This is a genomic window from Comamonas squillarum (assembly GCF_025309455.1).
Lineage (GTDB): Bacteria > Pseudomonadota > Gammaproteobacteria > Burkholderiales > Burkholderiaceae_C > Comamonas > Comamonas squillarum.
Genome location: NZ_CP104377.1, coordinates 1,041,048 through 1,066,680, shown reverse-complemented (window position 1 = coordinate 1,066,680; position 25,633 = coordinate 1,041,048). Strand labels below are relative to the sequence as shown.

Below are 25,633 nucleotides of genomic sequence, written 5' to 3'. Positions count from 1 at the left end.
TGACTCGCTGAACGACTTTTCAGCCCTACCAGGAGGCCTTTGCATGACGCGCAAGATTGGGCAATTATTGGATCTGACCGGCAAGACGGCGCTGGTGACGGGCGGCTCGCGCGGCCTGGGCCTGCAGCTGGCCCATGCGCTGGGCGAGGCTGGCGCCAAGGTGGTGGTGACCAGCCGCAAGGCCAGCGAACTGGAAGCGGCGGTGGCCGAGCTAGGAGGCGCAGGCATTGATGCGCGCTGGATTGCTGCCGACTGCGCGGTCGACAGCGAGATCGAGCGCCTGGCCATCGAGGTGCTGGGGCGCGTGGGCGATGTGGACATTCTGGTCAACAACGCCGGTGCCAGCTGGGGGGCGCCGGCCGAAGACCACCCGGCCGCCGCCTGGGACAAGGTGATGAACCTGAATGTGCGCGGCTATTTTCTGCTGTCGCAGCAGCTGGCCAAGCGCTGCATGATTGCGCGCCGGCAGGGCGCCATCATCAACCTGGCATCGATTGCCGGGCTGGGCGGCAACCCGGTGGGCATGAAGACCATCGCCTACAACACCAGCAAGGGCGCGGTCATCAACTTCACCCGCGCGCTCGCTGCCGAATGGGGGCACTACGGCATCCGCGTCAATGCCATCGCACCGGGTTTTTTCCGCACCAAGATGGCCAATGGCCTGATTGACCAGATCGGCGAGGATGCGATGACGGCCGGCGTGCCGCTGGGCCGCTTGGGCGGGGATGATGATTTGAAAGGTTCTGCGGTGCTGCTGGCCAGCGATGCGGGCAAACACATCACCGGCCAATGCCTGGCCGTTGATGGCGGCGTCAGCATTGTCACTGCGGGTTGATGCGGGGAGCCTTAACCGGTCAGGCTGGCCGGGTACTTCGATGGGCCTCCCGCAAAGGGCAGCCCCCCTGCATCAGCTGCGGTCCGTCTGCGCCAGGTAGAACCACTCGCGGTTCACGGCGGCATCGGGCTGGGGGAAGATCACGCAGCCATCGAAGGGCGCCAGAATCTGGCTGCCATCGGCGCGGGTGGCGAGCAGGTCACCCTGGCGGAACGGGTCAAAGTTCTGCCACTCCTTTTGCATGCGGTCATCGGCGCTTTGGCGCATGAACACCTGGCGCATATGGTGGGTGGTGTACTGGGCGACGGGCTCGACGGTCACATCGGCCATCTCCAGCAGGGCCAGTACGCCAGCGATACAGCGGTCGGCCACCTCGATGGCCTGGGGCTCTTCGTGCGAGCCCGACTCCACGGTGATCGCGTAGCCCCCGCGGCTGCGCATGAACTCATTGGTGCCGATGCCGTGCTCGGGGCGAAGGGCGCCGCCGCTGGCCTTCACTGCCTGTTCATACACCTCCAGCCAGCCTTGCACGATGATGGGCAGGCCCACGGCCTTGGCAAAGGCCTCTTCCTCTTGCTGGCGGGCAAAGGGCTCGAGCGTGCCGGTGTTGTTGAGCGGGCCGGTCATCGCAAAGGCCCGGCCTTCGCCGCTGTAGGAGTGCAGATCGAGCAGCGCATCATGGCTCTCGAGCAGCGGGGCCAGTGCATTGACCATATGGTCTTCAAAGTTCTGCGGCTGGGCCTGGGGCACAAAGTTGCGGTTGAGGTTGCGGTCGCCTTCGCGCTCGTTCTTGATAAAGGCCTTGGGGTTGGCCACGGGCACCATCGTCAGGCGGCCGCGCTTGAGGCGCACCTGGCCCGATTCAAAGCGCTCGATCCAGCGGCGGATCGCATGCGTGCCACTTTGCTCATTGCCATGCACGGCGCCAAAGATCAGCAGCGACGGGCCCGGCACGGCGGACGCCCAGCCGTAGCTGCGCAGCGCAGCAGGTTGCTCGGCAGAAGGGCTGTGGTCCTGTTGCGGGATATGGAAGCGAGAGACGGTCATTGCAGTTTTCCGGTGTGATGGCCTGCCAGCCCGGGCCGCTGCGTCACAAGCCTTGCATCCCGCCAGGGACTGTCGCACCAGAGCAGGGCGCAAGGTTTATACCCACAACCGTGGGGCAGGGGGCGGCATGTGCCATTGGCCCCAGCGTCTGGGTGCCAGCAGCCATCCTACCGCATCGGGCGCTGCAGGCGGCCGATTCTGCTATCAATTTTGATACGCAAAGCAACGGTTACCTGGCCCCTGGGGTGCGCCGCACTCTGCAAAAAGCAAAAAAGACTGCCCAAGCAGCCTTTTTCAGCAAAGCGGGCATCTAGGCCCAGCGCGCTTATGCAGCGCGCGTGAACACCAGGTCCCAGACACCATGGCCCAGACGCAGACCGCGGTTTTCGAACTTGGTCAGCGGGCGGTACTCGGGCTGCGGCGCGTAGCCGTCGGCCGTGTTCTTCAGGTCCGGGTTGGCCGAGAGCACCTCGAGCATCTGCTCGGCATAGGGCTGCCAGTCGGTGGCGCAGTGGATATAGCCACCGGGCCTCAAATGGGCGACGAGCTGGGCCACAAACGGCGCCTGGATCAGGCGGCGCTTGTTGTGCTTTTTCTTGTGCCAGGGATCGGGGAAGAACACATGGATGCCGTCGAGCGAGCCCGGCTGCAGCATGTTCTCCAGCACTTCCACGGCGTCGTGCTGGAAGATGCGGATATTGGTGATGTCCTGCTCGCCGATGCGCTTGAGCAGCGCGCCCACGCCCGGCTCATGCACTTCGCAGCACAGGAAATTGTCGTCCGGGCGAACGCGGGCGATGTGCGCCGTGGCCTCGCCCATGCCAAAGCCGATTTCCAAAATCACCTTGGCCTGGCGGCCAAAGGCGGCCTCGGCATTGAAGGCCTCGCCGGTGTAAGGCAGCACATAGCGCGCGCCCAGCGTTTCAAAGGCCTTGGCCTGGCCGGTGGTGGTGCGGCCGGCGCGGCGCACGTAGGAGCGGATGGTCTTGGGATGGGCCACATCCGCAGGCGCATGGCCGGGGGCACTGCTGGCATCGCGTGCGTTGGTGATGATGGGCTCGGGCACGGGGCCAGCAGCAGGCGTCGAAGAAGATTGCATGGTCATGGAGGTGCCGCTCAGCACAGGCGGCAAGGTGGCGCTTGCCCGGCAAGGGGCGCTGGGCCGCGTCAAAAAAGGGGCTATTGTAGATTTTTCCAGTCTGCAATGACGAAACGCTGGGCAATCGCCGTGTGCGCCCACTGCCATCTGGCTGCAAAGTCGCTGCCTATAATGCCTTTTTCAAAGTGACGTCTGTCGTGATTGCAGGTCTGTGTGCGACAGGAAACACGGGGTAGGGGCTCGGGAGCGCAGCATGCGCCTGGCCGCTTTCTGCCCCATGGGTTCCGGTATGGGCCTGCCTTTGCGCCAGCATCTGGAGCAGCATGGACATTCTTTCGTCGTTGGAGCCGATCGTGCGCGACCTCATTGCGCCGGCGGCCGCGCATACCGATAGCCAGGCGGTCTACCCGCGCCAGGCGCTGCAGGCCTTGGGCAGCCAGGGCCTGCTGGGCCTGATCAGCGCGCCCGAAGTAGGCGGCATGGGCGCGGGCCTGCCTGAAGCGGTACAAGTGGTCGAGCGCATTGCCCAGGACTGCCCCTGCACGGCCATGGTGCTGACCATGCACTACTGCGGCGTGGCACTGATCGAGCCTTTTGCGGCACAAGACACCCGGCGCGCCATTGCGCAGGGCCGCCATATCACCACCCTGGCGGTGTCCGAGACCGGCTCGCGCAGCCATATCTGGGCACCCACCGGTACCGCCGCTGCGCAGGGCCAGGACGCGGTGCTGCTCAATGCCCACAAAAGCATGATCACCTCGGCGGGCGAGGCCGACTCCTATGTCTGGATCTCGCGGGCTAGCACGGGGGAGGGCAATACGCTGTGGCTGGTCGACAGCCGCCTGCCCGGGCTGCAGATCCCATCGCGCTTTGATGGCATGGGACTGCGCGGCAATGCCTCATCGCCGATCATTGCGCGGGATGTAGCCGTGCCGCTGGCCTGCCGCTTGGGAGACGACGGCCAGGGCGAGGACGTCAAGGCCCGCTACCTGATGCCGTATTTCCCCACCTTGATTGCCACCACGTCGGTGGGCCTGATGCAAGGCGTGCTGCGCCGCGCTGTGCAGCATGTGGCCAACACCCGCTTTGCCGAAAATGGCAGCGGCCTGGCCGACCTGCCGACCATCCGGGCTTACCTCGCCAAGGCCCAGCTCAAGGCCGACCAGGCCCGCTTGCTGCGCGATGACGCCGTGCAGGCGGTGCTGGCGGGGCGCCCCGATGCCAAAACCCGGCTCTTGCAATGCAAGGCCGCTGCGGCCGAGGCGGCCCTGGAGGTGAGCGATACGGCGATGCGCGTCTGCGGCGGCGCAGCCTTCCGCAAGGACCTGGGCATTGAGCGGCTGTTCCGCGATGCCCGCGCGGCCTCCGTGATGGCCCCCACCACCGATGTGATCTATGACCTGCTGGGCAAGGCGCTGTGCGACGCCGCAGCCTGAGACCCCGTGACCCAACCAACCGGAGAGACATCTATCCATGACCGTTTCCTACACCACCCTCAAGATGGGCGCCGTGGCCTACGCGCCCAAGGTCATCACCATCTGGGAGGGCTTCAAGGCCCATTTCATCGAGCAAGGTCTGTACTTTGACTATGTGCTGTATTCCAACTATGAGTCGCTCACAGAGGCGCTGATGGATGGCACGGTGCAACTGGCCTGGAACTCGCCGCTCGCCTTTGTGCGCGCCGAGCTGATGGCGCGGGCCGCTGGCCAGCAGGTGCGATCGATCGCGATGCGTGACACCGACATGGATGTGCAGTCGCTGCTGGTGGTACGCGCAGACAGCCCCGCCCAGGCCCTGGCGGACCTGCGCGGCCAGACGCTGGGCTTTGGCGCCATTGATTCGCCCCAGGCCACCTTGATCCCGCTGGACCACCTGCGCCAGCACGGCCTGCTGGCGGGTCAGGATTTTCAGGTGCGCCGCTTTGATGTGCTGGGCGGCAAGCATGGCGACCATATTGGTGGCGAGCGCCTGGCGGCCAAGGCCATGGTGGCCGGTGAGATTGCGGCGTCCTGGATGGTTGCCAAGAACTACCTGGCCTTTGCCGCCGAAGGGACCCTGCCTGCAGGCACCACGCGCGTGCTCGACACCTCGCAGCCTTTTGACCACTGCAATATGACCGCCGGGCCCAGTCTCAGCGCTGCCGATGCGGCGCGCTTTACCGAGATCTTGCTGGCCATGTCCTGGGACGACCCGCTGATTCGCCCCTTGCTGGAGTTGGAAGGCCTCAAGGTCTGGCACCCCGGCCGCGCTTCGGGCTATGAACCCTTGTCCCGTGCAGTGCGCGATGAGCGCTTTTATGATGAGGCGGGCCGCATCCTGGCGGCGGACTACCGGTACTGAGGCCCATGGAAAAACCGCCAGCCCCCTCCAGCAGTACGGGTCCTGCAATCCCAGGCCAGGCCGACCTTGCCAGCATGCCACTGGTGGATTTGGGCCGGCTGGGCTTTGATGCCGGTGCGCACCTGCTGGTCAAGCACGGCCTGGCGGCCGTGGCCGTGGGCGAGTCGATCCGTGTCAGCGGCCAGGCGCCGGGCTGGCAAGCGCAGCTGGCGGCCTGGTGCCAGGCCCAGGGCCATGCGCTGCAAACGCCGACCGGTTGGCTGCGGCAGCCGGCCTTGCTGGTGCGGCGGGGCAGCGCGCAGGCGGGCCGCTGGCGCCATGCCGCCGTGGCCGGCCACAGCGATGCCAGCCAACCCGGCGCGGTGGCCGCACAGGCCGACCCGGCCTGGGGCCTGGCGGCGCGCGGTGCCGCGGTCGAGGCGGGCGCGCCGGCCTTTGCCTTTCGCCTGCAGGACAAGGCCGAGTTCTGGTCCGACCAGGCCGGGGACCTGTACGCGCAGGCGGTGGCTGCGCAATGGAATGCCGACACCGACATCGACTGGGACCAGGCACCTGAGCCACCTGCGGTGATCGAGGACGCCATCGTGCAGGTGATGACCTATATGGTCGAGAACGAGAATGCGGCGCTGATTGTGCCGGCGCGCTTTCTGGGTGAGCTGCACCCGCACTACCGCGAGCTGCAGGCGGCGCTGGCGATCCAGGTGGCCGATGAGGCGCGCCATATCGATGTGTTTACCCGCCGCATTCGCCGCCACGGGCGGGAGCCGGCACTATCCACCGCAGGCGGCCAGGCCTCGCTGCACAGCCTGCTTGCGGAAAAGGATTTTTCGGTCGCGGGCTTTTTGCTCTCGGTGCTGGGCGAGGGCAGCTTTGTCAACCTGCTGCAGTTCTTGCAGACCTATGCGCCCGATCCATTGACGCGCCAGATCTGCCGCCTGGCCGCCCGCGATGAGGCGCGCCATGTGGCGCTGGGCATGTCGCACCTGCTGCACCGTTTGAAGCAGGAGCCCGATTATCGCCACCGGCTGGCCCAGGCGGTGGAGGCGCGCCATGACGCGCTGGCTGGGACATCAGGCCTGAACGAAGAGGTGTTTGATGCGTTGATCCTCGTGGGCGCGGGCGCCTTGTCGGCCGATGCGCTGGCGCTGGGCAGCCAGCGCGTGCAGCAGCTGATGCAGGACATGGCCGATGGCCGCTACACCAAGCTGGTGCGGCTGGGCTTTGAGCGTGGCCATGCGCAGGAGCTGGCCTCCTTGCACACGCGCAACTTCATGTAGCGGCCAGGTGGCGGCGTGCCCATTGCGCCGTCCAGTCGGCCAGCGCATCGGGGATGGAGCTAGCCTCGCCCGCCTCCAGCCCCAGGTGCTGGGCGGACTGGCGCAGCACGGCGATGCGCTGCTCGGCACTGTCGACCACGACGGCTGGCGCGCCGTATTGCTTGGAGAGCTTTTCGCCATCGGCCTGCAGCACCAAGGGCGTGTGCATATAGCGGGGCGCTGGCAGGCCCAGCGCGCGCTGCAGCAGCAGCTGGCGCGGGGTGTTGTCGGCCAGGTCGGCGCCGCGCACCACATCGCTGATGCCTTGCGCGGCGTCATCGACCACCACAGCCAGTTGGTAGGCCCAGAGGCCATCGGCGCGCTGGACCAGAAAATCACCCACGCTGGCGGCCACGTCCTGCTGCAGGGGGCCCAGCCAGCGGTCTTGCCACAGCAGCTGCTGGTCGCTGTGCAGCACCGGGTGATCGGCTGTCGGCAACTGGCCGTCTTCGGCCGCCAGCGCGCTGGCATGCTGCTGGTAGTGCAGGGTATGGAAGCGCCAGCTGCGACCGGTCTTGCCATGCAGGCCATCGCGGCAGGTGCCCGGGTAGGGGCGCTCGCCATGGCGCTCGTGCACATGGCCTTGCGCGGCGAGCGCGGCGTCCATATCGCGGCGCGTGCAGGCGCAGGGGTAGGCCCAGCCAGCGGCCTGCAGCTGCGCCAGGGCCTGGGCATAGAGGCCACGGCGAGCTGACTGCCACTGCGGGGGCGCATCGGGGATCAGCTGCAGCGCATGGAGCTGGCGCAGGATTTCCTGGTCCATGCCTGGCGGGCAGCGCGGTGGGTCGATATCTTCGATACGCAGCAACCAGGTGCCGCCATGGGCGCGGGCATCGAGCCAGGATGCCAGGGCCGCCACCAGCGAGCCCGCATGCAGCGGGCCGGTGGGCGAGGGGGCAAAACGGCCGGTATAAACGCGAGAGCTCATGGGAGAGCAAGTGTAATGCCGCAGGCAAGCGGGCAAAAGCACGGCTGCCCGGCGCTCAATGGGCTCAAGAAGTTGAAAAGGAAAAGCGCCCGGCAGGCCTGCCGGGCGCGCCGCGCTTATTCGCCGAGCACGGCCAGCGCGAGTTCCAGGCCGGAGACAAAGGCATCTTCCACGCGGTAGCCCAGGCACCAGTCACCGCACAGGCCGATGGCACTCTTGGCATTCCACAGGTGGCTGCGGGCCTGGCCCTTGGCATCCTTGGGCAGCGGGTTGATGGTCTTGGCGTAGCCCCATTGCACCACGCGGATATCGCTGGGGGTGGCGCGGATGCGGGTCAGCTCAGAGAAGGCCTGCAGCATCTTGGCGGCGACGCGCTGGGGCTCGTCGTTCTCATGCTTGCGCGCCCAGTCGGGGCTGGCCTGCACGGTCCAGCGCTCGACCTTGCCGCGACCGGGCTTGGACGACTCGCGCGAGAGCCAGGTGATACGGGGGTGTTCGGTGCGGGCGGCATTCCACTGCGGGCCCATATTGGTGATGCTCGGGTCCACTGCGTGGGCAAAGGTCAGCAGCAAGGTCCAGCTCGGGGCGATATAGACATCGGACAGCTGCCAATCAGCGGGCACGTCGGTTTCGCTGTCGGCCAGCAGCTCCTGGGCTTCGGGCGAGGGGATGGCCAGCACCACGCCATCGAGGCCCGCATAGACATGCACGCCGCCGTCCACATCTTCGGTGCGCAGTTGCCACTGGCTGGGGTTGAGGGCATCGCGCTCAAAGGCCAGCGCGTATTCGTTGAGGCGCACATCGAGCGGCGCGGCCCAGGAGGCGAGCAGGCTGTCCATCGTGGGCACGCCCACCAGATGGGCTTCCATGCCGCGCTGCGTGGTCACAGCGACCTTGCCGGTGGCATCCAAGGTGCGGATGGCGTTGACGCTCCAGTGGCGGGTGACGCTGGGTGTGCTGTCCAGCGCCAACTGAAAGCGCGGGTCGCGCACCGTGAAGAACTGGGCGCCCACATCAAAGCTGCCATGCGCGCTGTGGCGGCTGGCCATGCGGCCGCCCACCTGGGGTTGTGCTTCGATCACGGTGACCTGGTGGCCCGCTTGCTGCAAGGTGCGCGCGCAGACCACGCCAGCCATGCCGGCGCCAATCACCGCATAGTGCTTGCGGCTGGCCAGAACAATGTTGGAAGAGGAGGCTGATCGTTTGGGTTTGGGGGGAATGCGAGAAGACATGAAAGACTTTCTGTACTGTTTCGGCAAACGATAAGGCGTCATGGATGGCTGCGGGTGCAGCGGCATCTGAAGAGCCACTCTACACGGTGTGCAGGCCCATTTTGCTCAGGATTTATCCCACATAGTGATTGCTCAGTAAAGAAGTGCGTGTGGCCTCGGACTGCAGCTGGTCCAGCCACCACTGCAAGGCCTTGCCCGGGTTGGTGCCGCGCCAGGCGTAGCGCAGCTTGATCTTGCGGGGCGGCCGCATCAATTCGCGCTCCACCAACTGGCCGCTGCGCAGATAGGGCATGGTCATGTTGTCGGGCAAAAAGCCGCCACCAATCCCGCGCAGCTGCGCCTGGAGCTTGGCCTGCATGGTGTCCACCGTGAGCACATCCTGACCGTTGATCACGCCAATGGTCTGGCCTTGGCCGCTGCGCGAGGAATCGGCCACGGCGATGATGCGGTGCTGGCGCAGCACCTCGTCGCTGATGGGTTGCATCTCGTCGGCCAGGCGGTGGTGGGGCGCGACGACATAGCGGAAGGTGATCTCGCCCAGGTCCAGCTGCTGCAGGCCTGCGACGTGGGAGGCATCGACGGCAATGCCAATGGCCAGGTCGGCGCGGCCCGAGCTGAGCGCTTCCAGCGTGCCGGCCAGGATGGAGTCGGTGATCTTGAGCCGCGTGGGCGGTGCAATGGTGTAGAAGGCCTCGACCAGCTCCAGCAAGGTGGTGCGCGAGACCACGCCATCGACGGCAATGCGCAGCTCAGGCTCCCAGCCGGTCGCCACGCGGCGCACCCGGTTGGCCACCGCATCGACTTCGGCCAGCAGGCGTGCGCCTTCGCGCAGCAGCTCCTGACCCGCTTCGGTGGGCCTCGCCTGGCGCGCACTGCGGTCAAACAGCAGCACATCCAGCGCATCTTCGACCTGGCGGATGCGGTAGGTCAGGGCGCTGGGCACCAGACCCAGCTGGCGCGCCGCAGCGGCAAAGCTGCCGGTGTCGGCCACCAGCTGCAGCAGGGCCAGGGTATCGGGGGTGAGGACATCGCGATCACGCAACAAGGCCATTTTGACGGTTCTTTCCTACATGCGGCATCGGGCAGATCGGTAAATCTTCGCTGCTGAGACCGGTTGGGTTCAGGCCTGAGAAGGTATTTGCGATCTCTACGCGGCGCGAGAAGATCGTTGATACGCTCTTGTATAAGACCATCAGATTTTTTGAATGATGCCATCAAAACCGCTGCCCCGCAGGCAGAAGCTACGGTTTTACAGTCATGGACATGGTGTTGAACAGCGCAATGTGCGCCGTTTGCCAGACAGGAGATCAAAAATGTTGATGGTTCGTAAATCTGCTGATCGTGGCCATGCCGACCATGGCTGGCTGCGCTCCAACCACAGTTTCTCGTTTGCCGGCTACTACGACCCCCGCTTCATGGGCTGGGGCAATCTGCGTGTGATCAATGAGGACCGCGTGGCCCCGGGCAAGGGCTTTGGTACCCATGGCCACCGCGACATGGAAATCATCAGCTACGTGCTGGAGGGCAATTTGGCGCACAAGGACAGCATGGGCCATATCGAAGGCCTGCCACCGGGCGATGTGCAGCGCATGAGCGCGGGCACCGGCGTGCAGCACAGCGAGTTCAACCATGCCAGCGGTCAGGAGACGCATTTTCTGCAGATCTGGATTGAGCCCGATCGCAAGGGCGTTGCGCCCAGCTATGCGCAAAAGACGTTTTCGGACGCGGACAAGCGCGGCCAGCTGCGCCTGGTGGTGTCGCCCGATGGGGCGCAAGGCTCACTGACGATGAATGCCGATGCGCGCATGTATGCCGGTTTGTTCGATGGCGATGAGGAGGCGAGCCTGCGCCTGTCGCCCGGACGCAAGTCCTATGTCTATGTGGTGCGGGGCGAGGTGTCGGTCAACGACCAGGCGCTGCACACCGGTGATGCGGCCTATCTGGACCAGGAGACATCGCTGCGATTGGCGCAAGCGCGCGATGCCGAAGTGCTGGTGTTTGACCTGGCGGCTTGATGTTCACGGGGCGACGCCCTTGAGGACAGCGCCCCGTGTGGGGTAGGTGTGAGTAGTGGTGGTGTTATTTCAAGGAGAAAAATATGAACGCATTGCAAAATCCTTTGGCTCTGTTGGGCCGCATTCTGATTGCCTGGTTCTTTGTCATTCCGGGCTGGGGCAAGTTGACCGGCTTTGCCGGGGCCGTGGGTTACGCCCAGTCGGCGGGCATGCCGATGCCCGAGGTGGGGGTGGCCGTGGGCCTGGCCATTGAGATCCTGGGCGGCCTGGCCCTTCTGCTGGGCCTGGGCACGCGCTATGCCGCCGCCATTTTGGCCATCTTTACCTTGGCCGCGACGGTGATTTTCCATGCCTACTGGTCGGTTCCCGCCGAGGCCGTGATGGTCACCAAGCTGCTGTTCAACAAGAACATCGCCATCGTGGGCGGGCTGCTGGCCTTCGCTGCCTTTGGGGCCGGTGCCTGGAGCCTGGACGCCAAGCGCCGCGCTGCCTGAGAGGTGGCGAGACGGGGCCTGAGCGCTTGGCCGCTCAGGACTCGGTCTTGAGCGCCGTCTTGCGCAGGCCATCATCGACGGCGCGGCGCTCGTCAAACACAAAGCAGCTGCCCTGGTAGCCGCTGCCATCGGTTTCTTCAAAGTACTTGAGGATCCCGCCTTCGAGCTGGTAGACATGCGTTAGGCCTTCTTCCTGCATCAGGATGGCGGCCTTTTCGCAGCGGATGCCGCCGGTGCAGTAGCTCACCACGGTCTTGCCTTCCAAGTCCTGGCGGTGCGCGCGCAACTGCGCGGGGAACTCGGTGAACTTGCGCAGGCGCCAGTCGATCGCGCCGACAAAAGCGCCTTCATCGACCTCATAGTCATTGCGCGTGTCCAGCGTCACCACCGGGCGGCCCTGGTCATCATGGCCTTGCTGCAGCCAGCGCTGCAGGTCGCGGGGGCTGACCGAAGGCGCCCGGCCGTTGGCAGGGCGTATCGCCGGGTGGTCCATGCGGATGATCTCGGGCTTGACCTTGACCAGCATCTTGCGAAACGGCACCGTCTGCGACCAGCTTTCCTTGGGCTGCACATCGGCAAAACGCGGGTCCCCGCGCAGCGCATCCACCCAGGCATGCACGGCCTCAGCGGGCCCGGCCAGAAAGAAATTGATGCCTTCCTCGGCCAGCAGCACGGTACCCTTGAGCGCCAGATCGGCCGCGCGCTGGGCCAGCAGCTCGCGCTGCGCCTCACAGTCGGTCAGGCTGACAAACTTGTAGCAGGAGATGTTGAGAATCGAAGGCACGGTGGTTATCTGGCAAAGCGTCGGGTGGGAGAGAGCGGCCTGCGGCGCAGCGCAGCGCATCGCGGGCGGCTATTGTAGCCAGGGCCGCGCTGGTCCCCGGACACCCGCAGTGCCGGACCGAGGTCGCTAGATGGAATACTCGATGCCGTCATCGCTGTGCGCACGGCGCATCGCCTGCAGAAACTCGGCATCGGTGCGGTACATGCGCAGATGCGGGTTGTCCTGCAAGAGGCCGGCGCGTTTGAGGCGGGCTTCAACGGGCAGCTTCATGCCAACGATGTGCAGCATGCCGCCGCGCTTGGCAGCCATGCGCTCGAGCCGCACAAAGGCTTCGACGCCGGTGATGTCGATCTGGTTCATCGGCTGGGCCAACAGGGCGAGCTGCCGGTAGTGCGTGTGCTGGGTCCAGACATTGGCGGCGCGCTCCTCCAGCGCGGCAGCCGATGCAAAGTCCAGCTCCGAATCCATGCGCAGGGCCAGCAGATCCGGGGCCAAGGGGGGCAGTTGCCACAGATGGCGGTCGCGCAGGCTGCCATCGGGGTGCAGGCCTACCTCAACAATGCGCGGGTGCAGGCGGTTGTAGAGAAAGTAGCAGGAGCTGAGCAAAATGCCCGACAGCACGCCCCAGTAGATGCGTGGCGCCGTCAGCAAGGTGACGCCAAAGGTGGCCACTGCAATGCTGCCTTCGATGCGTGAGATCTTGAACAGGTAGACCAGGACGCGGGGCTTGACGAGGTTGGCGACAGCCGTCATCACGATGGCAGCGAGCGCGGCCTGCGGCACATGGTAGAGCGCCGGGATGAACCACAGCACGACGGCCACGACCAGCAAGATGGAAAAGACATTGGCGTAGCCCGTCTTGGCGCCGGCCAGCAGATTGACGGCCGAGCGCGAGAACGAGGCACTGGTGGCAAAGCTGCCAAACAGGCCGGCACTCATCTTGGACAGGCCTTGCGCGACCAGCTCCTGGCTGCTGTCCCAGCGCGTGCCCGCCTGTTGGTGCTCGACCTGGGCGCTGGAGGCGGTCTCCAGCGCACTGACCAGCGAGATCACCAGCACCGGCATGACGAGCAGGCCAAACTGCGACCAGTCCAGCATGCCCGGCCAGACCAGCTGCGGCAGGCCCGTGGGCAAGTGGCCGACCACGGCGCCGCCCTTGTCGGCAAAGTCGGTGGCCCAACTGATAAGCCCGGTGCAGCCGATGACAAAAACAGCAGACGGAAAGGCGGGGCGCCACTTTTTGCCCACCACCAGGATGGCGATGCTCGCCAGGCCCAGCAGGATGGAGCGCCAGTCGAAAAGGCCCAGCGAGGGGTTGTCCCAGACCGTGGCCCAGTCGCTGCGCATGCCCAGCAAACTAGGCAGCTGCGAGGCCAGAATGAGCAGCGCAGCGGCCTGCGTGAAGCCGGCCAGCACGGGCGAGGTCACCAGGTTCAGCAGCCAGCCGGCGCGCACCAGGCCCAAGCTCAGCTGGACCAGGCCGGCCATGATGGCCATCCACGCTGCCAGAATGACCCACTGGGCCGAGCCGGGCTCGGCCATGCCGGTGAGCGAGGCGCCAATGAGCAAGGCGCTCAGCGCCGTGGGCCCGACGCCCAGCCGAGGCGAGGGGCTAAAGAGGATGGCCACGGCTGCGGGAATGATCGAGGCATAGATGCCGGTGATCAGCGGCATGCCAGCCAGATGCGCATAAGCCACGCCCTGGGGCACCAGCATCAGCCCTACCGTCATCCCCGCCATGAATTCACCGCGCAAGAGTTGTTTGGTCGGCTTGGGCCAGCGCAGGAAGGGGAAAATGCGGTAAATCAGGGAGGGCTGCATGGCAGCATTGTCGCCGCATCGACGCGCACTTGCAGCCAGGCGCTTGCGCAACGGTGACTGCAGCCGCAGCGCCCAGCCCCGCCCGTGAAGAACTGCCAAGGCCGCGTGTCTTTCCGGTATAGCTTGCTGCCGCTTGTCGCAAAGCCTTGGCAGGCGGCCTGGCTGCCGTCACAATGGATGGCACGGCCAGTGCCATGTTGGCCGGGTCTTGCCCTTTCCTGTGCCTGCCTTTGTGTCTGCTTTTGCGCCCGCTTCCCATGCACTTGATCCGTCGCTCCTCCACTGCCAAATCGATTGCTGTCTGGGCCTTGGTGCTCGCGGCCCTGGGCGCCGGCTCTGTCGTCCTCTGGCAAGGCGGGGCCTTGCAGCAGGCCTGGCGCTGGAGCCAGGGGCTGGGGCAGACACTCGATGCCTCGGGCCAGCGGGCCAGCGAGGCGGTGGAGCGCGCAGCGCAGGCCAACCGCCGACGCGCCGACGATGATGCGATCACCTCGCAGGTGAGCGATGCGCTGGCCGCCTCGCAAAGCGATGAGCTCGCTGCGCTGCAGGTGGAGACCTCGCACGCGATGGTCACCTTGCGCGGCACGGTGTCATCCAGGCCCTTGTTGGACCGGGCGGTGGCGCTGGCCAACGGTGCCATTGGCGTACAGGGCGTGTTCAGCCTGATCCAGGTGCGCCCGCAGGCGCTGGGTTGAGTGGCACGGTGGGTCCGCAGCCCCTCTCTGACCCATGGCCTTAGTCCCCTTGTGACCGGCCGCCAACCCGCTTGGCCGCATAATGCCGCCCAACACCGAAGGTGCCGGTTTTGCGCGCAGAACCGGGCACCGCTCCTCTTATTGGGCGGCCCCGTGCCTGCCTTTCTCTACCTTTGTTTGCCGCCATGCACCAGCACGACCACTCCCATGACCACGACCAGGGTCACTGCGACCACGCGCATTGCCAGCACCACCATGCCCACGGCCCCAAGCATATTTATGTGTATTCACCCTCGGGCGCTGTGCGCGATAAAAAGGCATTCCAACGTGCAGTGAAGCGCCTGGAGGCCATGGGCCACCAGGTCGAGGTGGACCAGGATGCGCTCGCATCCAGCACCCGCTTTGCCGGTGACGACGACACGCGCCTGGCGGCCATTGCCCGGGCCTGCGAGAGCGGCGCCGATGTGGCGATGATCAGCCGGGGCGGCTATGGGCTCTCGCGCCTGTTGCACCGCCTGGACTATGAACAGATCGCCAAGGCCGTGGCTTCGGGTACGCGCTTTGTTGGCCTGAGCGATTTCACGGCGTTCCAGCTGGCGCTGTATGCCAAGACCCGTGCCATGACCTGGGCCGGCCCGGCGCTGGTGGGTGATTTTGGTGCAAAAGATGGTGTCGACGACATCATGCAGGACTGCTTTGAAGACCTGCTGAGCGGCGCGGGCGAGGGCGCCGGCTGGCGGCTGACGGCTGAAAAAACCGGCACGGTGACCGGCGCCTCGGCCTCGGTCGATGTCTACATCCCCAAGGCCACGCTGTGGGGCGGCAACCTGGCGATGATCGCGTCGCTGGTAGGCTCGCCTTACCTGCCCAAGGTCAAAGGTGGCGTGCTGTTCATCGAGGATGTGGGCGAGACACCCTACAAGATCGAGCGCATGCTGACGACCCTGCTGCACGCCGGCGTGCTGGCCCAGCAAAAGGCCGTGGTGTTTGGCCAGTTCAGCGACTACCAGTTGAACGCGCATGACAAGGGCTTCAAGCTGGCCAGTGTCGTGCAGTGGCTGCGCACGCAGATCGAGGCCCCTGTCTTTACCAACCTGCCTTTTGGCCATGTGCCCACCAAGGTGCTGCTACCGGTGGGCGCCCAGGTATCGCTGAGCGTCGAAGGCCGTGACGCACTGATTTATTGGGGCCATCAATAACGCAAAGCGTGGGCTGGGCCTGGGTGCCCAGCCATCTACCATGCGCTTTGGACTGGGGCTTGTGACAAGCCAGGGTAGACCCCTGGCTGTTGGAATCTAAACAATTCGTAAGTTCGACGACGGGGCCAGACTGGCCGCGGGCGCCGGTTTGCAGTGTAATATGCATGGTCGCTATTGATACATAGGCTGGCGTTGCTCCTGGGGAGGAGGCAGCCCCTGCCGTAACAAGAAAATCCATGACAACTGTCGCCACCGTGGTATTCATCGATATCTCGGGCAGTACCGCATTGTTCGAAACCTTGGGCAATGAGCGTGCTGCGCGAGCAGTCGCGGGCATGACGGACGCTTTCAAGCAAGTCGTCGTGCAAGCGGGGGGGCGGGTGATCAAGACCCTGGGTGATGGTGTGCTGGCCATCTTCAACAGCAGTGCCTTGGCCGTGAGCGCCATGACCATGCTGATGCGCCGCCACTACGGGCAGTGGGACTCCCTGCCTGCATCGCAAAAATTCCATGTACGTGTGGGCATGAGCACCGGTGAAGTGGTGCTGATGGAGGGCGACTGCTATGGCGACTCGGTCAACATGGCCGCGCGCCTGTGTGAAAAGGCCGGTCACCGCGAGGTCTGGGCCGCCGCCTCGACGATGGAGTCCGGCGCCCGCGCCGATACTGTGTTTGTGCCGATGGGCTGGATGGATGTGCGCGGCAAGGCCGAGCAGCAAATGCTCTACCAGGTGCAGTGGATCGAGCCCGAAGCCCAGGAGGTCGTGACCGCGTACGACTCTGTCCTGCCGATGAAGCCCGAGGCAGTGGTGCAGATGCGGCTGCGGCTGGCATCGGGTGGGGTGGAGCGTTTTTTCAGCACCCAGGAGATGCCGATTTTTGTCGGCCGCTCATCGGATTCGGAATGGGTGGTGCTGGACCGGCGCGTCTCCCGCCAGCATGGCCGCATCGACTGGCGCAGCGGCAATGTGATCTACACCGATCTGAGCCGCTATGGCACCTGGGTGAGCTTTGGTGCCAACCCCGCCACTGCCGTGCGCCGCGAATCGGTGCAATTGCATGGCGTGGGTGTGATGTACTTTGGCGTGTCGCCCGAAGACCCCACGGCGCCCAGCACGGCGTTTTCGGTCACACCGGTCTAGGCACGCATGGCAGGCTCGGCATGTATGCGCCGAGCCCCTTCAATTTATGGCGTTTGCAGCGCTGCCAGTGCCGTGTTGATGCTGGCCGCATCGGTCGGGCGCACCACGCGGGCCACTTCCTGGCCATCGCGCAGCACCACCAAGGTGGGCCAGAGCTTGATGCGGTAGCTGCGGCCCAAGGGGCGGCCGGGGCCATCTTCCACTTTCAGATGCTTAATATCGGCGCGCGGGCCCAGCACCTGCTCGATCAGGCCTTGCGCGCCCAGGCAATGCGGGCACCAGGGCGTGCCAAATTCCAGGACGGTCAAGCCGGGCTGGGTGTCGATGTCGGAGCGCTGGGGCTCCTGGCTGAGGTGCTGTGCCGAGTAGGTCAAAAGGCGGCTCCAAATGTGCGGTGGTCGTGTGGACCGTTATAGCACCGGCCCGGCGTTGATTCGTCAGCACCAGTCACTTGTGCGGCGCTGGCATGTCCTGCAGCCGGGCCAATTCTTCAGGCGTATTGGCGTTGTAGAACGCCTGGGCATCGCCAAAAAGCACCAGGCAGTTTCCGTGTTGCGCCGCCCACTGCCGCAGCTTGCGCCCGCCGCCGGCGACAAATTGCCGAACACTGGCTGCCAGGCTGGCATGGATCAGGCAAAACGTGGGTTGCAGTACCGGGCGGTCGCTGCCAGTCTCTTCAGATGGTGTACAGGCCATCGCGATGGGGCAGCCCTGGGCGGCCGCAGCTTGCGCCAGTCGCTGCGCCAGGTCCAGCGGAAAATGCGGCGTGTCGCAGGCCACCGTCACCAGCCACGGCGTCTGGCAAGCTGCCAGGCCGGCGGCGAAGCCTGCCAATGGGCCCGGGAAAGCTTCGGTGTCTGGCAGGCTGAGGTCTGGCACCACTGGGTAGCCCAGCGCGCGGTAGGCCTCCAAGTGCCTGTTGGCATTGATCAGCAGTGGCCCCACCTGGGGCTGCAGCCGCTGGGCGCAGTGCCTGGCCAGCGCCTGGCCACCGAGCAGCTGCAGGCCTTTGTCAGCACCCCCCATGCGCGTGCCCTGGCCGCCTGCCAACACCAGGCCGGTGATGTGTTCGGGCGGGATGGTTGGTGCGCAAGAGGACATGGTGCAACGGAGCAGGGGGTTGAGGCCATCGGGCAGATGCGCCCATCACAGGAGGGCCGGGCCGAATCAGCCGCCGATATAACTCATCTCCACCCGCTGGCGTTGCAGGGCGATCTCGGGATGCAGGCTGCGCTGCTCGCTGTAGTTGTCGCTGCGCTGGCCCCAGACCTGGGCAAGGGCCTGGCGAATATCGCTATCGCTGGCGCCGTTGCGCAGCATGGCACGCAAGTCCCAGCCCTCGCTGGCAAACAGGCACAAGAACAGCTTGCCCTCGGTCGAGAGGCGCGCGCGGTTGCAGTCCTGGCAAAAGGCGTGGGTGACACTGCTGATCAGGCCGATTTCGCCGAGGCTGGGGTCATGCTGGCCGTTGGCGCCGACATAGCCCCAGCGCACGGCAGTCTCGCCAGGCGCAGTCGCTGACAGCGGGGTGAGTGCAAAGGCGGACTGCAGGCGCTCCAGCACGGCGTCCGAGGGCAGTACCTCTTCGAGCCGCCAGCCGTTGGTGGCGCCCACATCCATGAATTCGATAAAGCGCAGGGTCACGCCGCTGCCGCGAAAGTGGCGCGCCATCGCGACGACCTCATGGTCATTGACGCCGCGCTTGACGACCATGTTGACCTTGATGTTGCCAAAGCCCACCGCCTGCGCGGTCTCAATGCCTTGCAGCACCGTGGCGACCGGGAAGTCCATGTCGTTCATCTGGCGGAACAGCGGGTCGCTCAGGCTGTCGAGGCTGACCGTCAAGCGCTTGAGCCCGGCGTCTTTGAGGGCGCGCGCCTTGCGTGCCAGAATGGAGCCATTGGTCGTCAAGGTCAGGTCCATTGGCGTGCCGTTGAGCGTCTCGAGCTGGGCCAGTTGGGCGATCAGGGTTTCCAGGTTCTTGCGCAGCAGCGGCTCGCCACCGGTGATGCGCAGCTTGCCGACGCCCAGCTGCGCAAACAGGCGCGCTGTGCGGGTGATTTCCTCAAAGCTGAGCAAATCGCGGTGCGGCAGGTACTGGTGGTCCTTGTCGAACACGTCCTTGGGCATGCAGTAGCTGCAGCGGAAGTTGCAGCGGTCCGTCACGCTGATGCGCAGATCCCGCAGTGGCCGATGGCGCCGGTCATGTACAGCGCCGATGTGGGGCTGCGCAGTGCCGGCCGGTGCGGGCATGGCCAGGCCTGCATCGTGCAGACGCAGGTCCACCAGGGAAATGACAGGACGATCCATTACTCCATAGTACTAGAGAGCGCCCGACGATGCGGCCTTGCGGGTATGCGCTGCATCAGCCCTTCGTGAAAAGTACCAATCCTTGTCCACCAGGGGCCGGACTTGGTGTATGGTTCGCCCCCTTGTTCTCTTTTGCGTTGCTTTTGCCATGACCTTGCCCAGCCACTCCTCTTCTTCGCCCGCCCCTATAGATGTGGCGGTCATTGGCGGCGGCCCGGCGGGCCTGATGGCGGCGCACCGCCTGGCGCAGGCCGGTTTGCAGGTGACGGTCTATGACGCGATGCCTTCGGTAGGGCGCAAGTTTTTGCTCGCCGGGCGCGGCGGCCTCAACCTGACCCACTCCGAGCCCATGGCGCCGTTCGTCGGGCGTTACGGCCGCCAGCAGGCTGTCGTCGCCTCCTGGCTGCAGTATTTTGGTGCGGCGGAAGTGCAAGCCTGGGCCCAGGATCTGGGCATCGAGACCTTTGTTGGCACCTCGGGCCGGGTGTTTCCCAAGGACATGAAGGCCGCACCCTTGCTGCGCGCCTGGCTGGTGGCCATGCGGGCCGCTGGCGTGCGTTTTGCGATGCGCCACCGCTGGCTGGGCTGGGACGCGGCAGGCGCATTGCGCTTTGCTGCCCCCGATGGCGAGACTGCCGTGCAAGCGCGCGCCACGGTGTTGGCGCTGGGCGGCGGCAGCTGGGCGCGGCTGGGCTCGGACGGCGCCTGGGTGCCGCTGCTTGAGCAGGCAGGGGTGCAAACTGCCCCGCTTGCACCGGCCAACTGCGGCTTTGATGTGCGCATGCTGCCGGCCGCCAATGGCGAGAAGGCACCTGGCTGGTCGCCGTTTTTTGCCAGCAAGTTTGCCGGCCAGCCTTTCAAATCGGTGGCCATTCGCTTTGAGGACGGCAGCGAGGCGGGTTTTGCACGCCGTGGCGAGTTTGTCGCCACCGATGCTGGCGTTGAAGGCAGCCTGGTCTATGCCGTGTCTGCGCTGCTGCGCGACGCGATCCAGGCCCAGGGCAGCGCCACCTTCTTGGTTGATCTGCTGCCTGACCACAGCGCCGAGCGCGTGCTGGCCGAAGTGCGCCACCCGCGCGGCTCGCGCAGCCTGGCCAGCCACCTCAAGAGCCGGCTGGGCTTGGAGGGCATCAAGGCTGCCTTGCTGTTTGAAGTGCTGGGCAAGGCGGGGATGCAGGATGCCGAGCTGCTGGCCCGCACCATCAAGGCAGCGCCGATCACCGTGGCCGCTACGCGCCCCATCGATGAGGCGATCAGCACTGCCGGTGGCGTGGCCTTTACCGCGCTGTCGCATGACCTGATGTGTCATGCCCGGCCAGGGCTGTTTTGCGCGGGGGAAATGCTGGACTGGGAAGCGCCGACGGGCGGCTATTTGCTGACGGCGGCCTTGTCGAGCGGCGTGCGGGCAGCGCAGGGCGCTGCGCATTTTCTCAAGGGCTGAGGCAGCCAGAGCAGCGCTGCGTCAAGGCTAGGAGTCGCTAGGACGACCCCGCAAACCGAAGGTTTGCGGTTGAGACGAGGCATCAAGCCGCAGACAGTACAGACGTACGACAAGGCTTGAGGCGGCCAGCTAGGCAACGACGTATCAAGGGTTGTGTTAACGGCGCTAAGACGCCGCTGCCAGGCCGTTCTTGAAGTGCAGCATGACGCAGGCGCGTGCAGCGCTGCTGTCGTGTGCGGCCAGCGCCCGCATCAGCGCGCGGTGCTCCTGCAGCGATTCCTCGATGCGGCCGGATTTGAACAGGGAGTTGTGGCGGTTGAGCTTCATCACCTTGCGCAGGTCGGCCACCATCTGGCTGAGCCATTTGTTGTCCAGCATCTCCAGCACGCGCATGTGAAAGCGCTCATTGGCAATAAAAAAGGCATCGCGCTCATCGACAGCGGCTTCCAGCGCCTCATGCAGGCCTTGTAGCTCGGCAATCTGTTCGGCGCTGGCGCAGCGGGCCAGCTCGGCGGAGGCATCGCTCTCGAGCAAGGCCAGCAGGTGGTAGACCTGGAGCAGGTCTTTTTGCGACACCTCAGTCACATAGGCGCCACGGCGCAGCTTCATCGTGACCAGGCCCTCGGTGGCCAGCACCTTCAAGGCCTCGCGCAAAGGCGTGCGGCTGATGCCTATTTCTTCGGCAATCTTCAACTCATCGATCCAGCTGCCAGGCGGGAGTTGGTGCGCAAAAATGCGTTGCCGCAGTAGCTCGGCAACGTCCTGGTACAGCGCGCGCGGCGCAAAAGTGGGAAGGCTCATCGGTGGCGCCATTGTACAGAAGGCGACTGAAATTCAAAATTCTGCATTCATAATTATGAATAATGTACACTTGCCTGGCGGCCGTGGGTAGGCCAATATGCACTGTCTATAACGTATCCCGAGCTTGAGACATGACTGATTCCGCGAAGCACAACACTGCATCCGAGTTTCCCAAGGCCGACCGCGCCGCCTGGGACAAGGCCGCCAGCAAATCCGCCCCCGGTGGCGATGTCGGCAGCCTCGATTGGCTGACGCCCGATGGAATCACGGTCAAGCCGCTCTACACTGCTGCCGATACCGCCGACCTGCCTTTTGCTGATACCTTGCCGGGTTTTGCGCCGTACCTGCGCGGCCCGCAGGCCACGATGTACGCAGTGCGGCCCTGGACCATTCGCCAGTACGCCGGCTTTTCGACCGCCGAAGAATCCAATGCCTTCTACCGCAAGGCGCTGGCCGCGGGCGGCCAAGGTGTGTCGGTCGCATTTGACCTGGCCACGCACCGGGGCTATGACAGTGACCACCCGCGCGTGACCGGCGACGTCGGCAAGGCCGGGGTGGCGATCGACTCGGTCGAAGACATGAAGATCCTCTTCAACAGCATTCCGTTGGACAAGGTCTCGGTCTCGATGACGATGAATGGCGCGGTGCTGCCGGTGCTGGCCGGCTATGTGGTAGCTGCCGAAGAGCAGGGCGTGGCGCAGGACCAGCTCTCGGGCACGATCCAGAACGACATTCTCAAAGAGTTCATGGTGCGCAACACCTACATCTACCCGCCCAAGCCGAGCATGCGCATCATCGGCGACATCATCGAGTACACGAGCCAGAACATGCCCAAGTTCAACTCGATCTCGATCAGCGGCTACCACATGCAGGAAGCCGGCGCCAACCAGGCGCTGGAGCTGGCCTTCACCCTGGCCGACGGCAAGGAATATGTGAAAACCGCCATCGCCAAGGGCATGGATGTGGATGCGTTTGCCGGGCGCCTGTCCTTTTTCTGGGCGGTAGGTATGAACTTCTACCTGGAAATCGCCAAGATGCGCGCCGCCCGCCTGCTGTGGTGCCGCATCATGACCGGCTTTGAAGCCAAGAACCCCAAGAGCCTGATGCTGCGCACCCACAGCCAGACCAGCGGCTGGAGCCTGACCGAGCAGGACCCCTACAACAATGTGGTGCGCACCACCATCGAGGCGATGGCCGCCGTGTTTGGTGGCACGCAATCGCTGCACACCAATGCGCTTGACGAAGCGATCGCACTGCCCACCGAGTTCAGTGCCCGCATTGCGCGCAACACCCAGCTCATCATCCAGGAAGAGACCCACATCACCCATGTGATCGACCCCTGGGCCGGCAGCTACATGATGGAAAAGCTGACCCAGGACATGGCGGACGCGGCCTGGAAGATCATCGAAGAGGTCGACGCGATGGGCGGCATGACCCAGGCGGTGGACAGCGGCTGGGCCAAGCTCAAGATCGAGGCGGCGGCGGCCGAGAAGCAGGCCCGCATCGACTCGGGCAAGGAAGTGATTGTCGGGGTCAACAAGTACAAGCTGGCCAAGGAAGACCCGGTTGACATCCTTGAGGTGGACAACGTCAAGGTGCGCGACAGCCAGATTGCGCGCCTGAACCAGATCAAGGCTACGCGCGATGCCGCTGCCGTGGGCAAGGCCCTGCAGGCGCTCAGCGCCGCTGCCGAGTCGGGCGAGGGCAACCTGCTGGACCTGGCCATCCAGGCGGTGCGGCTGCGTGCCACCGTCGGTGAAGTCTCTGACGCGCTGGAGAAGTCCTTTGGCCGCCACCGCGCCGATACGCAAAAGGTGACCGGTGTCTACGCCGCCGCCTATGACTCGGCCGAAGGTTGGGACAAGCTCAAGGACGAGATCGCAGCCTTTGCCGAAGCCCAGGGCCGCCGCCCGCGCGTGATGATTGCCAAGCTCGGCCAGGACGGGCATGACCGGGGCGCCAAGGTGGTGGCGACCGCCTTTGCCGACCTGGGCTATGACGTGGACATGGGCCCACTCTTTCAGACGCCCGAGGAATGCGCCCGTCAGGCGATTGAGAACGATGTGCATGCCGTCGGTGTCTCGACCCTTGCCGCCGGCCACAAGACCCTCGTGCCCGCGATCATCGAAGAGCTCAAGAAGCAGGGCGCGGACGACATCATTGTGTTTGTGGGCGGCGTGATCCCGGCGCAGGATTACGACTACCTCTACAACGCAGGCGTCAAAGGCGTGTACGGCCCGGGCACCCCGATCCCGGCCAGCGCCAAGGATGTGCTCGAGCAGATCAAGAAAGCGGTTGCTGTCTAAATCGGTATGGGCAAGGGCAACCAAGCGCCTTTCTGGCAAGACTATGTGAAGGCTCTTGTCATGATGTTCATCGAGCCTGCCCTTGGCATTCTGTATCTATACATGTTGTACCGGGTGCTCACTTTGCCTGCTTGGGGCCAGGTTGTCGTCGGGCTGGGCGTGTGGGTTGCACTGGGTTATGGTGGCTACTGGCTACACCAAAAGACGAAGAAAGGCTTGGAGAAAGCATGAATCTCTCCTTCGCCCCGGTTGCCGAAAGTGATTTTGAAGCGCTGTTTGCGCTGCGCGTGGCCGCGATGCGCCCGAGCCTGGAGCGGCTGGGCATCTTTAACTTGGACCATGCGCGCAAGCGGTTTCAAGGCCAGTTTGCGCCGCAGTACATGCGGCATATCTGTGTGGACGAGGGCGCAGGCCCGCAGCACGCCGGGCTGCTGACGGTAGTGCCCCATGAAGATGGCCGGCTGAAATTGCAGCACCTCTATCTGCTGCCGGCCTGGCATAACCGCCGCATTGGCGACTGGGCCATGCAGCAGGTGCAAGCCCAAGCGCGGCAGGAGGGCCGGGCGGTGTGGCTGGAGGTGTTGAACCACAGCGACGCGATCCGGTTTTACGAGCGCCATGGCTTTGTGCACACGGGCGGCGATCCGATTGACCTGTTGTACCAGTGGACCCCGGCATAGAGGTAGTGGATATGGTGTTGGCGATACAAATGATGGCGGCAGGCGCCCCTGTGGCAGGGGCGCTGCGGCAGTGTTTTGACAGGGCGGCGGCATGAATACCGATGTTGCCGAGCGCGTTGCCGCCATTACGCAACGGAGCAACCCGGCGCTGCAGCGGCGCGCGATGGCCAAGGCCATCACCTTGCTGGAGTCGACCCGCGCCGACCACCGCGCGCTGGGCGATGCACTGCTGACGGCGCTGTTGCCGCATACTGGCAAGTCTTTTCGCCTGGGCATCAGCGGTGTGCCCGGCGTGGGCAAATCGACCTTTATTGAAACCCTGGGGCTGTATTTGATCGGCAAGGGCTTGCGCGTGGCCGTGCTGGCGATTGACCCGTCGTCGACGGTGTCAGGCGGCTCCATCCTGGGCGACAAGACGCGCATGGAGCAGCTGTCGATGCGCAGCGAAGCTTATATCCGGCCCAGCCCGTCGAGCGGCACGCTGGGCGGCGTGGCCGAGAAAACGCGCGAGGCGGTGCTGGTCTGCGAGGCAGCGGGCTACGACGTGGTGATGGTCGAGACCGTCGGTGTCGGCCAAAGCGAGATAGCGGTGCATGGCATGACCGACATGTTCTGCGTGCTGCAGCTGCCCAATGCCGGCGATGACCTGCAGGCCATCAAAAAAGGCGTGATGGAGCTCGCCGACCTGGTGGTCATCAACAAGGCCGACATCGACCCGAATGCCGCCACCCGTGCGCAGGCACAGATCACCTCCAGCCTGCGCCTGCTGGGCATGCATGGCGGCCATGACCATGCGGCGCGCGGCGCGCTCTGGCAGCCCCGGGTGATACAGATCAGCGCGCTGCTGGGCGATGGCGTTGAGGCGTTCTGGGACGCGGTCAGCAGCTACCGCCAGATGCAGACCCGCAATGGCTGCCTGGCACAGCGGCGCGAGAAGCAGTCGCTCGCCTGGATGTGGGAGCGCATTGACCATGGGCTCAAGCTGGCGTTTCGCAGCCACCCTACCGTGCGCGATATGCTGCCTGCTGTGCAGCAGCAAGTGGCGTCAGGCCAGTTGGCGGCGTCGACAGCGGCCAGAAACCTGCTGCAGGCGCAAAGCAGTGCAGCGATGATTCACAAAGCGGATTGAGCCGGGCAGCAAGCCCCGA

General features: G+C 65.0%; 25 protein-coding genes. 14 read left to right on the top strand and 11 right to left on the bottom strand.

Features of this window, described 5'->3' with window-relative positions; translation table 11 throughout:
• The first annotated feature begins 43 nt into the window (after positions 1–43).
• Positions 44–835 carry an SDR family oxidoreductase gene (locus tag N4T19_RS04975; RefSeq protein ID WP_182341540.1) on the top strand — a complete coding sequence of 264 codons (792 nt, stop codon included), beginning with the start codon at positions 44–46 and terminating at the stop codon, positions 833–835.
• A 72-nt stretch (positions 836–907) separates the two neighbouring features.
• On the opposite strand, the gene N4T19_RS04970 is transcribed toward N4T19_RS04975, so the two are convergent.
• Both N4T19_RS04970 and trmB read right to left on the bottom strand, forming a co-directional pair.
• Entirely contained in the window at positions 908–1,882 is a 975-nt protein-coding gene (locus tag N4T19_RS04970) for a succinylglutamate desuccinylase/aspartoacylase family protein (RefSeq protein ID WP_182341537.1), read from the bottom strand.
• Between the two features lie 325 nt (positions 1,883–2,207).
• Positions 2,208–2,981, bottom strand: a complete 774-nt coding sequence (gene trmB, locus N4T19_RS04965) for a tRNA (guanosine(46)-N7)-methyltransferase TrmB (protein ID WP_409935157.1) — start codon at positions 2,979–2,981, stop codon at positions 2,208–2,210.
• Between the two features lie 323 nt (positions 2,982–3,304).
• Between trmB and N4T19_RS04960 the strand changes: the two genes are divergently transcribed.
• The 3 genes from N4T19_RS04960 (at position 3,305) to N4T19_RS04950 (ending at position 6,598) form a co-directional block, all read left to right on the top strand.
• Positions 3,305–4,417, top strand: a complete 1,113-nt coding sequence (locus N4T19_RS04960; RefSeq protein WP_182341531.1) for an acyl-CoA dehydrogenase family protein — start codon at positions 3,305–3,307, stop codon at positions 4,415–4,417.
• Between the two features lie 37 nt (positions 4,418–4,454).
• Positions 4,455–5,321, top strand: coding sequence for a phosphate/phosphite/phosphonate ABC transporter substrate-binding protein (locus N4T19_RS04955; RefSeq protein WP_260719602.1), 867 nt, complete (start codon positions 4,455–4,457; stop codon positions 5,319–5,321).
• Positions 5,322–5,395: 74 nt separating this feature from the next.
• Positions 5,396–6,598, top strand: a complete 1,203-nt coding sequence (locus N4T19_RS04950) for a ferritin-like domain-containing protein (protein ID WP_260719601.1) — start codon at positions 5,396–5,398, stop codon at positions 6,596–6,598.
• Here N4T19_RS04950 and gluQRS read toward each other — a convergent pair.
• The 3 genes from gluQRS to N4T19_RS04935 all read right to left on the bottom strand — a co-directional run bounded on the left by gluQRS (position 6,591) and on the right by N4T19_RS04935 (position 9,842).
• Positions 6,591–7,565: a tRNA glutamyl-Q(34) synthetase GluQRS gene (gluQRS, locus tag N4T19_RS04945; RefSeq protein ID WP_260719600.1), complete on the bottom strand. Its 975-nt coding sequence runs from the start codon at positions 7,563–7,565 to the stop codon at positions 6,591–6,593. The two genes, N4T19_RS04950 and gluQRS, sit on opposite strands and share 8 nt — an antisense overlap.
• Before the next feature lie 116 nt (positions 7,566–7,681).
• Positions 7,682–8,797, bottom strand: a complete 1,116-nt coding sequence (locus tag N4T19_RS04940; RefSeq protein WP_116925746.1) for an NAD(P)/FAD-dependent oxidoreductase — start codon at positions 8,795–8,797, stop codon at positions 7,682–7,684.
• Positions 8,798–8,909: 112 nt separating this feature from the next.
• Positions 8,910–9,842, bottom strand: a complete 933-nt coding sequence (locus N4T19_RS04935) for a LysR family transcriptional regulator (RefSeq protein WP_116925781.1) — start codon at positions 9,840–9,842, stop codon at positions 8,910–8,912.
• 268 nt (positions 9,843–10,110) lie between these two features.
• Here N4T19_RS04935 and N4T19_RS04930 point away from each other — a divergent pair, with 268 nt between their 5' ends.
• Both N4T19_RS04930 and N4T19_RS04925 read left to right on the top strand, forming a co-directional pair.
• Positions 10,111–10,812, top strand: coding sequence for a pirin family protein (locus N4T19_RS04930; protein ID WP_116925745.1), 702 nt, complete (start codon positions 10,111–10,113; stop codon positions 10,810–10,812).
• Between the two features lie 83 nt (positions 10,813–10,895).
• Entirely contained in the window at positions 10,896–11,306 is a 411-nt protein-coding gene (locus N4T19_RS04925) for a DoxX family protein (RefSeq protein WP_116925744.1), read from the top strand.
• A 34-nt stretch (positions 11,307–11,340) separates the two neighbouring features.
• Here the strand turns inward: N4T19_RS04925 and N4T19_RS04920 are convergent, their stop codons facing one another.
• Both N4T19_RS04920 and N4T19_RS04915 read right to left on the bottom strand, forming a co-directional pair.
• Complete coding sequence (locus tag N4T19_RS04920; RefSeq protein WP_182341522.1) at positions 11,341–12,090, bottom strand: sulfurtransferase; 750 nt, start codon at positions 12,088–12,090, stop codon at positions 11,341–11,343.
• Positions 12,091–12,216: 126 nt separating this feature from the next.
• Positions 12,217–13,911 (bottom strand): SulP family inorganic anion transporter, encoded by a 1,695-nt coding sequence (locus N4T19_RS04915; protein WP_116925743.1) that lies wholly within the window; start codon positions 13,909–13,911, stop codon positions 12,217–12,219.
• 257 nt (positions 13,912–14,168) lie between these two features.
• On the opposite strand from N4T19_RS04915, the gene N4T19_RS04910 reads away from it, so the two are divergent.
• The 3 genes from N4T19_RS04910 (at position 14,169) to N4T19_RS04900 (ending at position 16,947) form a co-directional block, all read left to right on the top strand.
• Positions 14,169–14,606: a BON domain-containing protein gene (locus N4T19_RS04910; protein WP_116925742.1), complete on the top strand. Its 438-nt coding sequence runs from the start codon at positions 14,169–14,171 to the stop codon at positions 14,604–14,606.
• 185 nt (positions 14,607–14,791) lie between these two features.
• Positions 14,792–15,805: an LD-carboxypeptidase gene (locus tag N4T19_RS04905; RefSeq protein ID WP_260719599.1), complete on the top strand. Its 1,014-nt coding sequence runs from the start codon at positions 14,792–14,794 to the stop codon at positions 15,803–15,805.
• Between the two features lie 236 nt (positions 15,806–16,041).
• On the top strand, positions 16,042–16,947 hold the full coding sequence (locus N4T19_RS04900; protein WP_021026052.1) for an adenylate/guanylate cyclase domain-containing protein: 906 nt from the start codon (positions 16,042–16,044) through the stop codon (positions 16,945–16,947).
• A 44-nt stretch (positions 16,948–16,991) separates the two neighbouring features.
• On the opposite strand, the gene N4T19_RS04895 is transcribed toward N4T19_RS04900, so the two are convergent.
• The 3 genes from N4T19_RS04895 to moaA all read right to left on the bottom strand — a co-directional run bounded on the left by N4T19_RS04895 (position 16,992) and on the right by moaA (position 19,257).
• The gene (locus N4T19_RS04895; RefSeq protein WP_116925741.1) at positions 16,992–17,321 is read right to left on the bottom strand and encodes a thioredoxin family protein; all 330 of its coding nucleotides are present in this window, start codon (positions 17,319–17,321) and stop codon (positions 16,992–16,994) included.
• A gap of 73 nt (positions 17,322–17,394) precedes the next feature.
• A complete protein-coding gene (mobA, locus tag N4T19_RS04890; RefSeq protein WP_116925740.1) occupies positions 17,395–18,048 on the bottom strand; it encodes a molybdenum cofactor guanylyltransferase MobA in 654 nt (217 codons plus the stop codon).
• A 66-nt stretch (positions 18,049–18,114) separates the two neighbouring features.
• On the bottom strand, positions 18,115–19,257 hold the full coding sequence (gene moaA, locus N4T19_RS04885; RefSeq protein ID WP_182341510.1) for a GTP 3',8-cyclase MoaA: 1,143 nt from the start codon (positions 19,255–19,257) through the stop codon (positions 18,115–18,117).
• Between the two features lie 148 nt (positions 19,258–19,405).
• Here moaA and N4T19_RS04880 point away from each other — a divergent pair, with 148 nt between their 5' ends.
• Positions 19,406–20,698 carry a TIGR03862 family flavoprotein gene (locus N4T19_RS04880; RefSeq protein ID WP_116925738.1) on the top strand — a complete coding sequence of 431 codons (1,293 nt, stop codon included), beginning with the start codon at positions 19,406–19,408 and terminating at the stop codon, positions 20,696–20,698.
• Between the two features lie 165 nt (positions 20,699–20,863).
• Here N4T19_RS04880 and N4T19_RS04875 read toward each other — a convergent pair whose 3' ends face one another.
• Positions 20,864–21,499 carry a GntR family transcriptional regulator gene (locus tag N4T19_RS04875; RefSeq protein ID WP_116925737.1) on the bottom strand — a complete coding sequence of 212 codons (636 nt, stop codon included), beginning with the start codon at positions 21,497–21,499 and terminating at the stop codon, positions 20,864–20,866.
• A 131-nt stretch (positions 21,500–21,630) separates the two neighbouring features.
• On the opposite strand from N4T19_RS04875, the gene scpA reads away from it, so the two are divergent.
• The 4 genes from scpA to meaB all read left to right on the top strand — a co-directional run bounded on the left by scpA (position 21,631) and on the right by meaB (position 25,614).
• Positions 21,631–23,805: a methylmalonyl-CoA mutase gene (gene scpA / locus N4T19_RS04870; RefSeq protein ID WP_260719598.1), complete on the top strand. Its 2,175-nt coding sequence runs from the start codon at positions 21,631–21,633 to the stop codon at positions 23,803–23,805.
• Between the two features lie 6 nt (positions 23,806–23,811).
• Entirely contained in the window at positions 23,812–24,036 is a 225-nt protein-coding gene (locus tag N4T19_RS04865) for a hypothetical protein (RefSeq protein WP_116925735.1), read from the top strand.
• Positions 24,033–24,485: a GNAT family N-acetyltransferase gene (locus tag N4T19_RS04860; protein ID WP_116925734.1), complete on the top strand. Its 453-nt coding sequence runs from the start codon at positions 24,033–24,035 to the stop codon at positions 24,483–24,485. The genes N4T19_RS04865 and N4T19_RS04860 overlap by 4 nt, the downstream gene beginning before the upstream one ends.
• A gap of 91 nt (positions 24,486–24,576) precedes the next feature.
• The gene (gene meaB, locus N4T19_RS04855; protein ID WP_116925733.1) at positions 24,577–25,614 is read left to right on the top strand and encodes a methylmalonyl Co-A mutase-associated GTPase MeaB; all 1,038 of its coding nucleotides are present in this window, start codon (positions 24,577–24,579) and stop codon (positions 25,612–25,614) included.
• Positions 25,615–25,633: the final 19 nt, after the last annotated feature.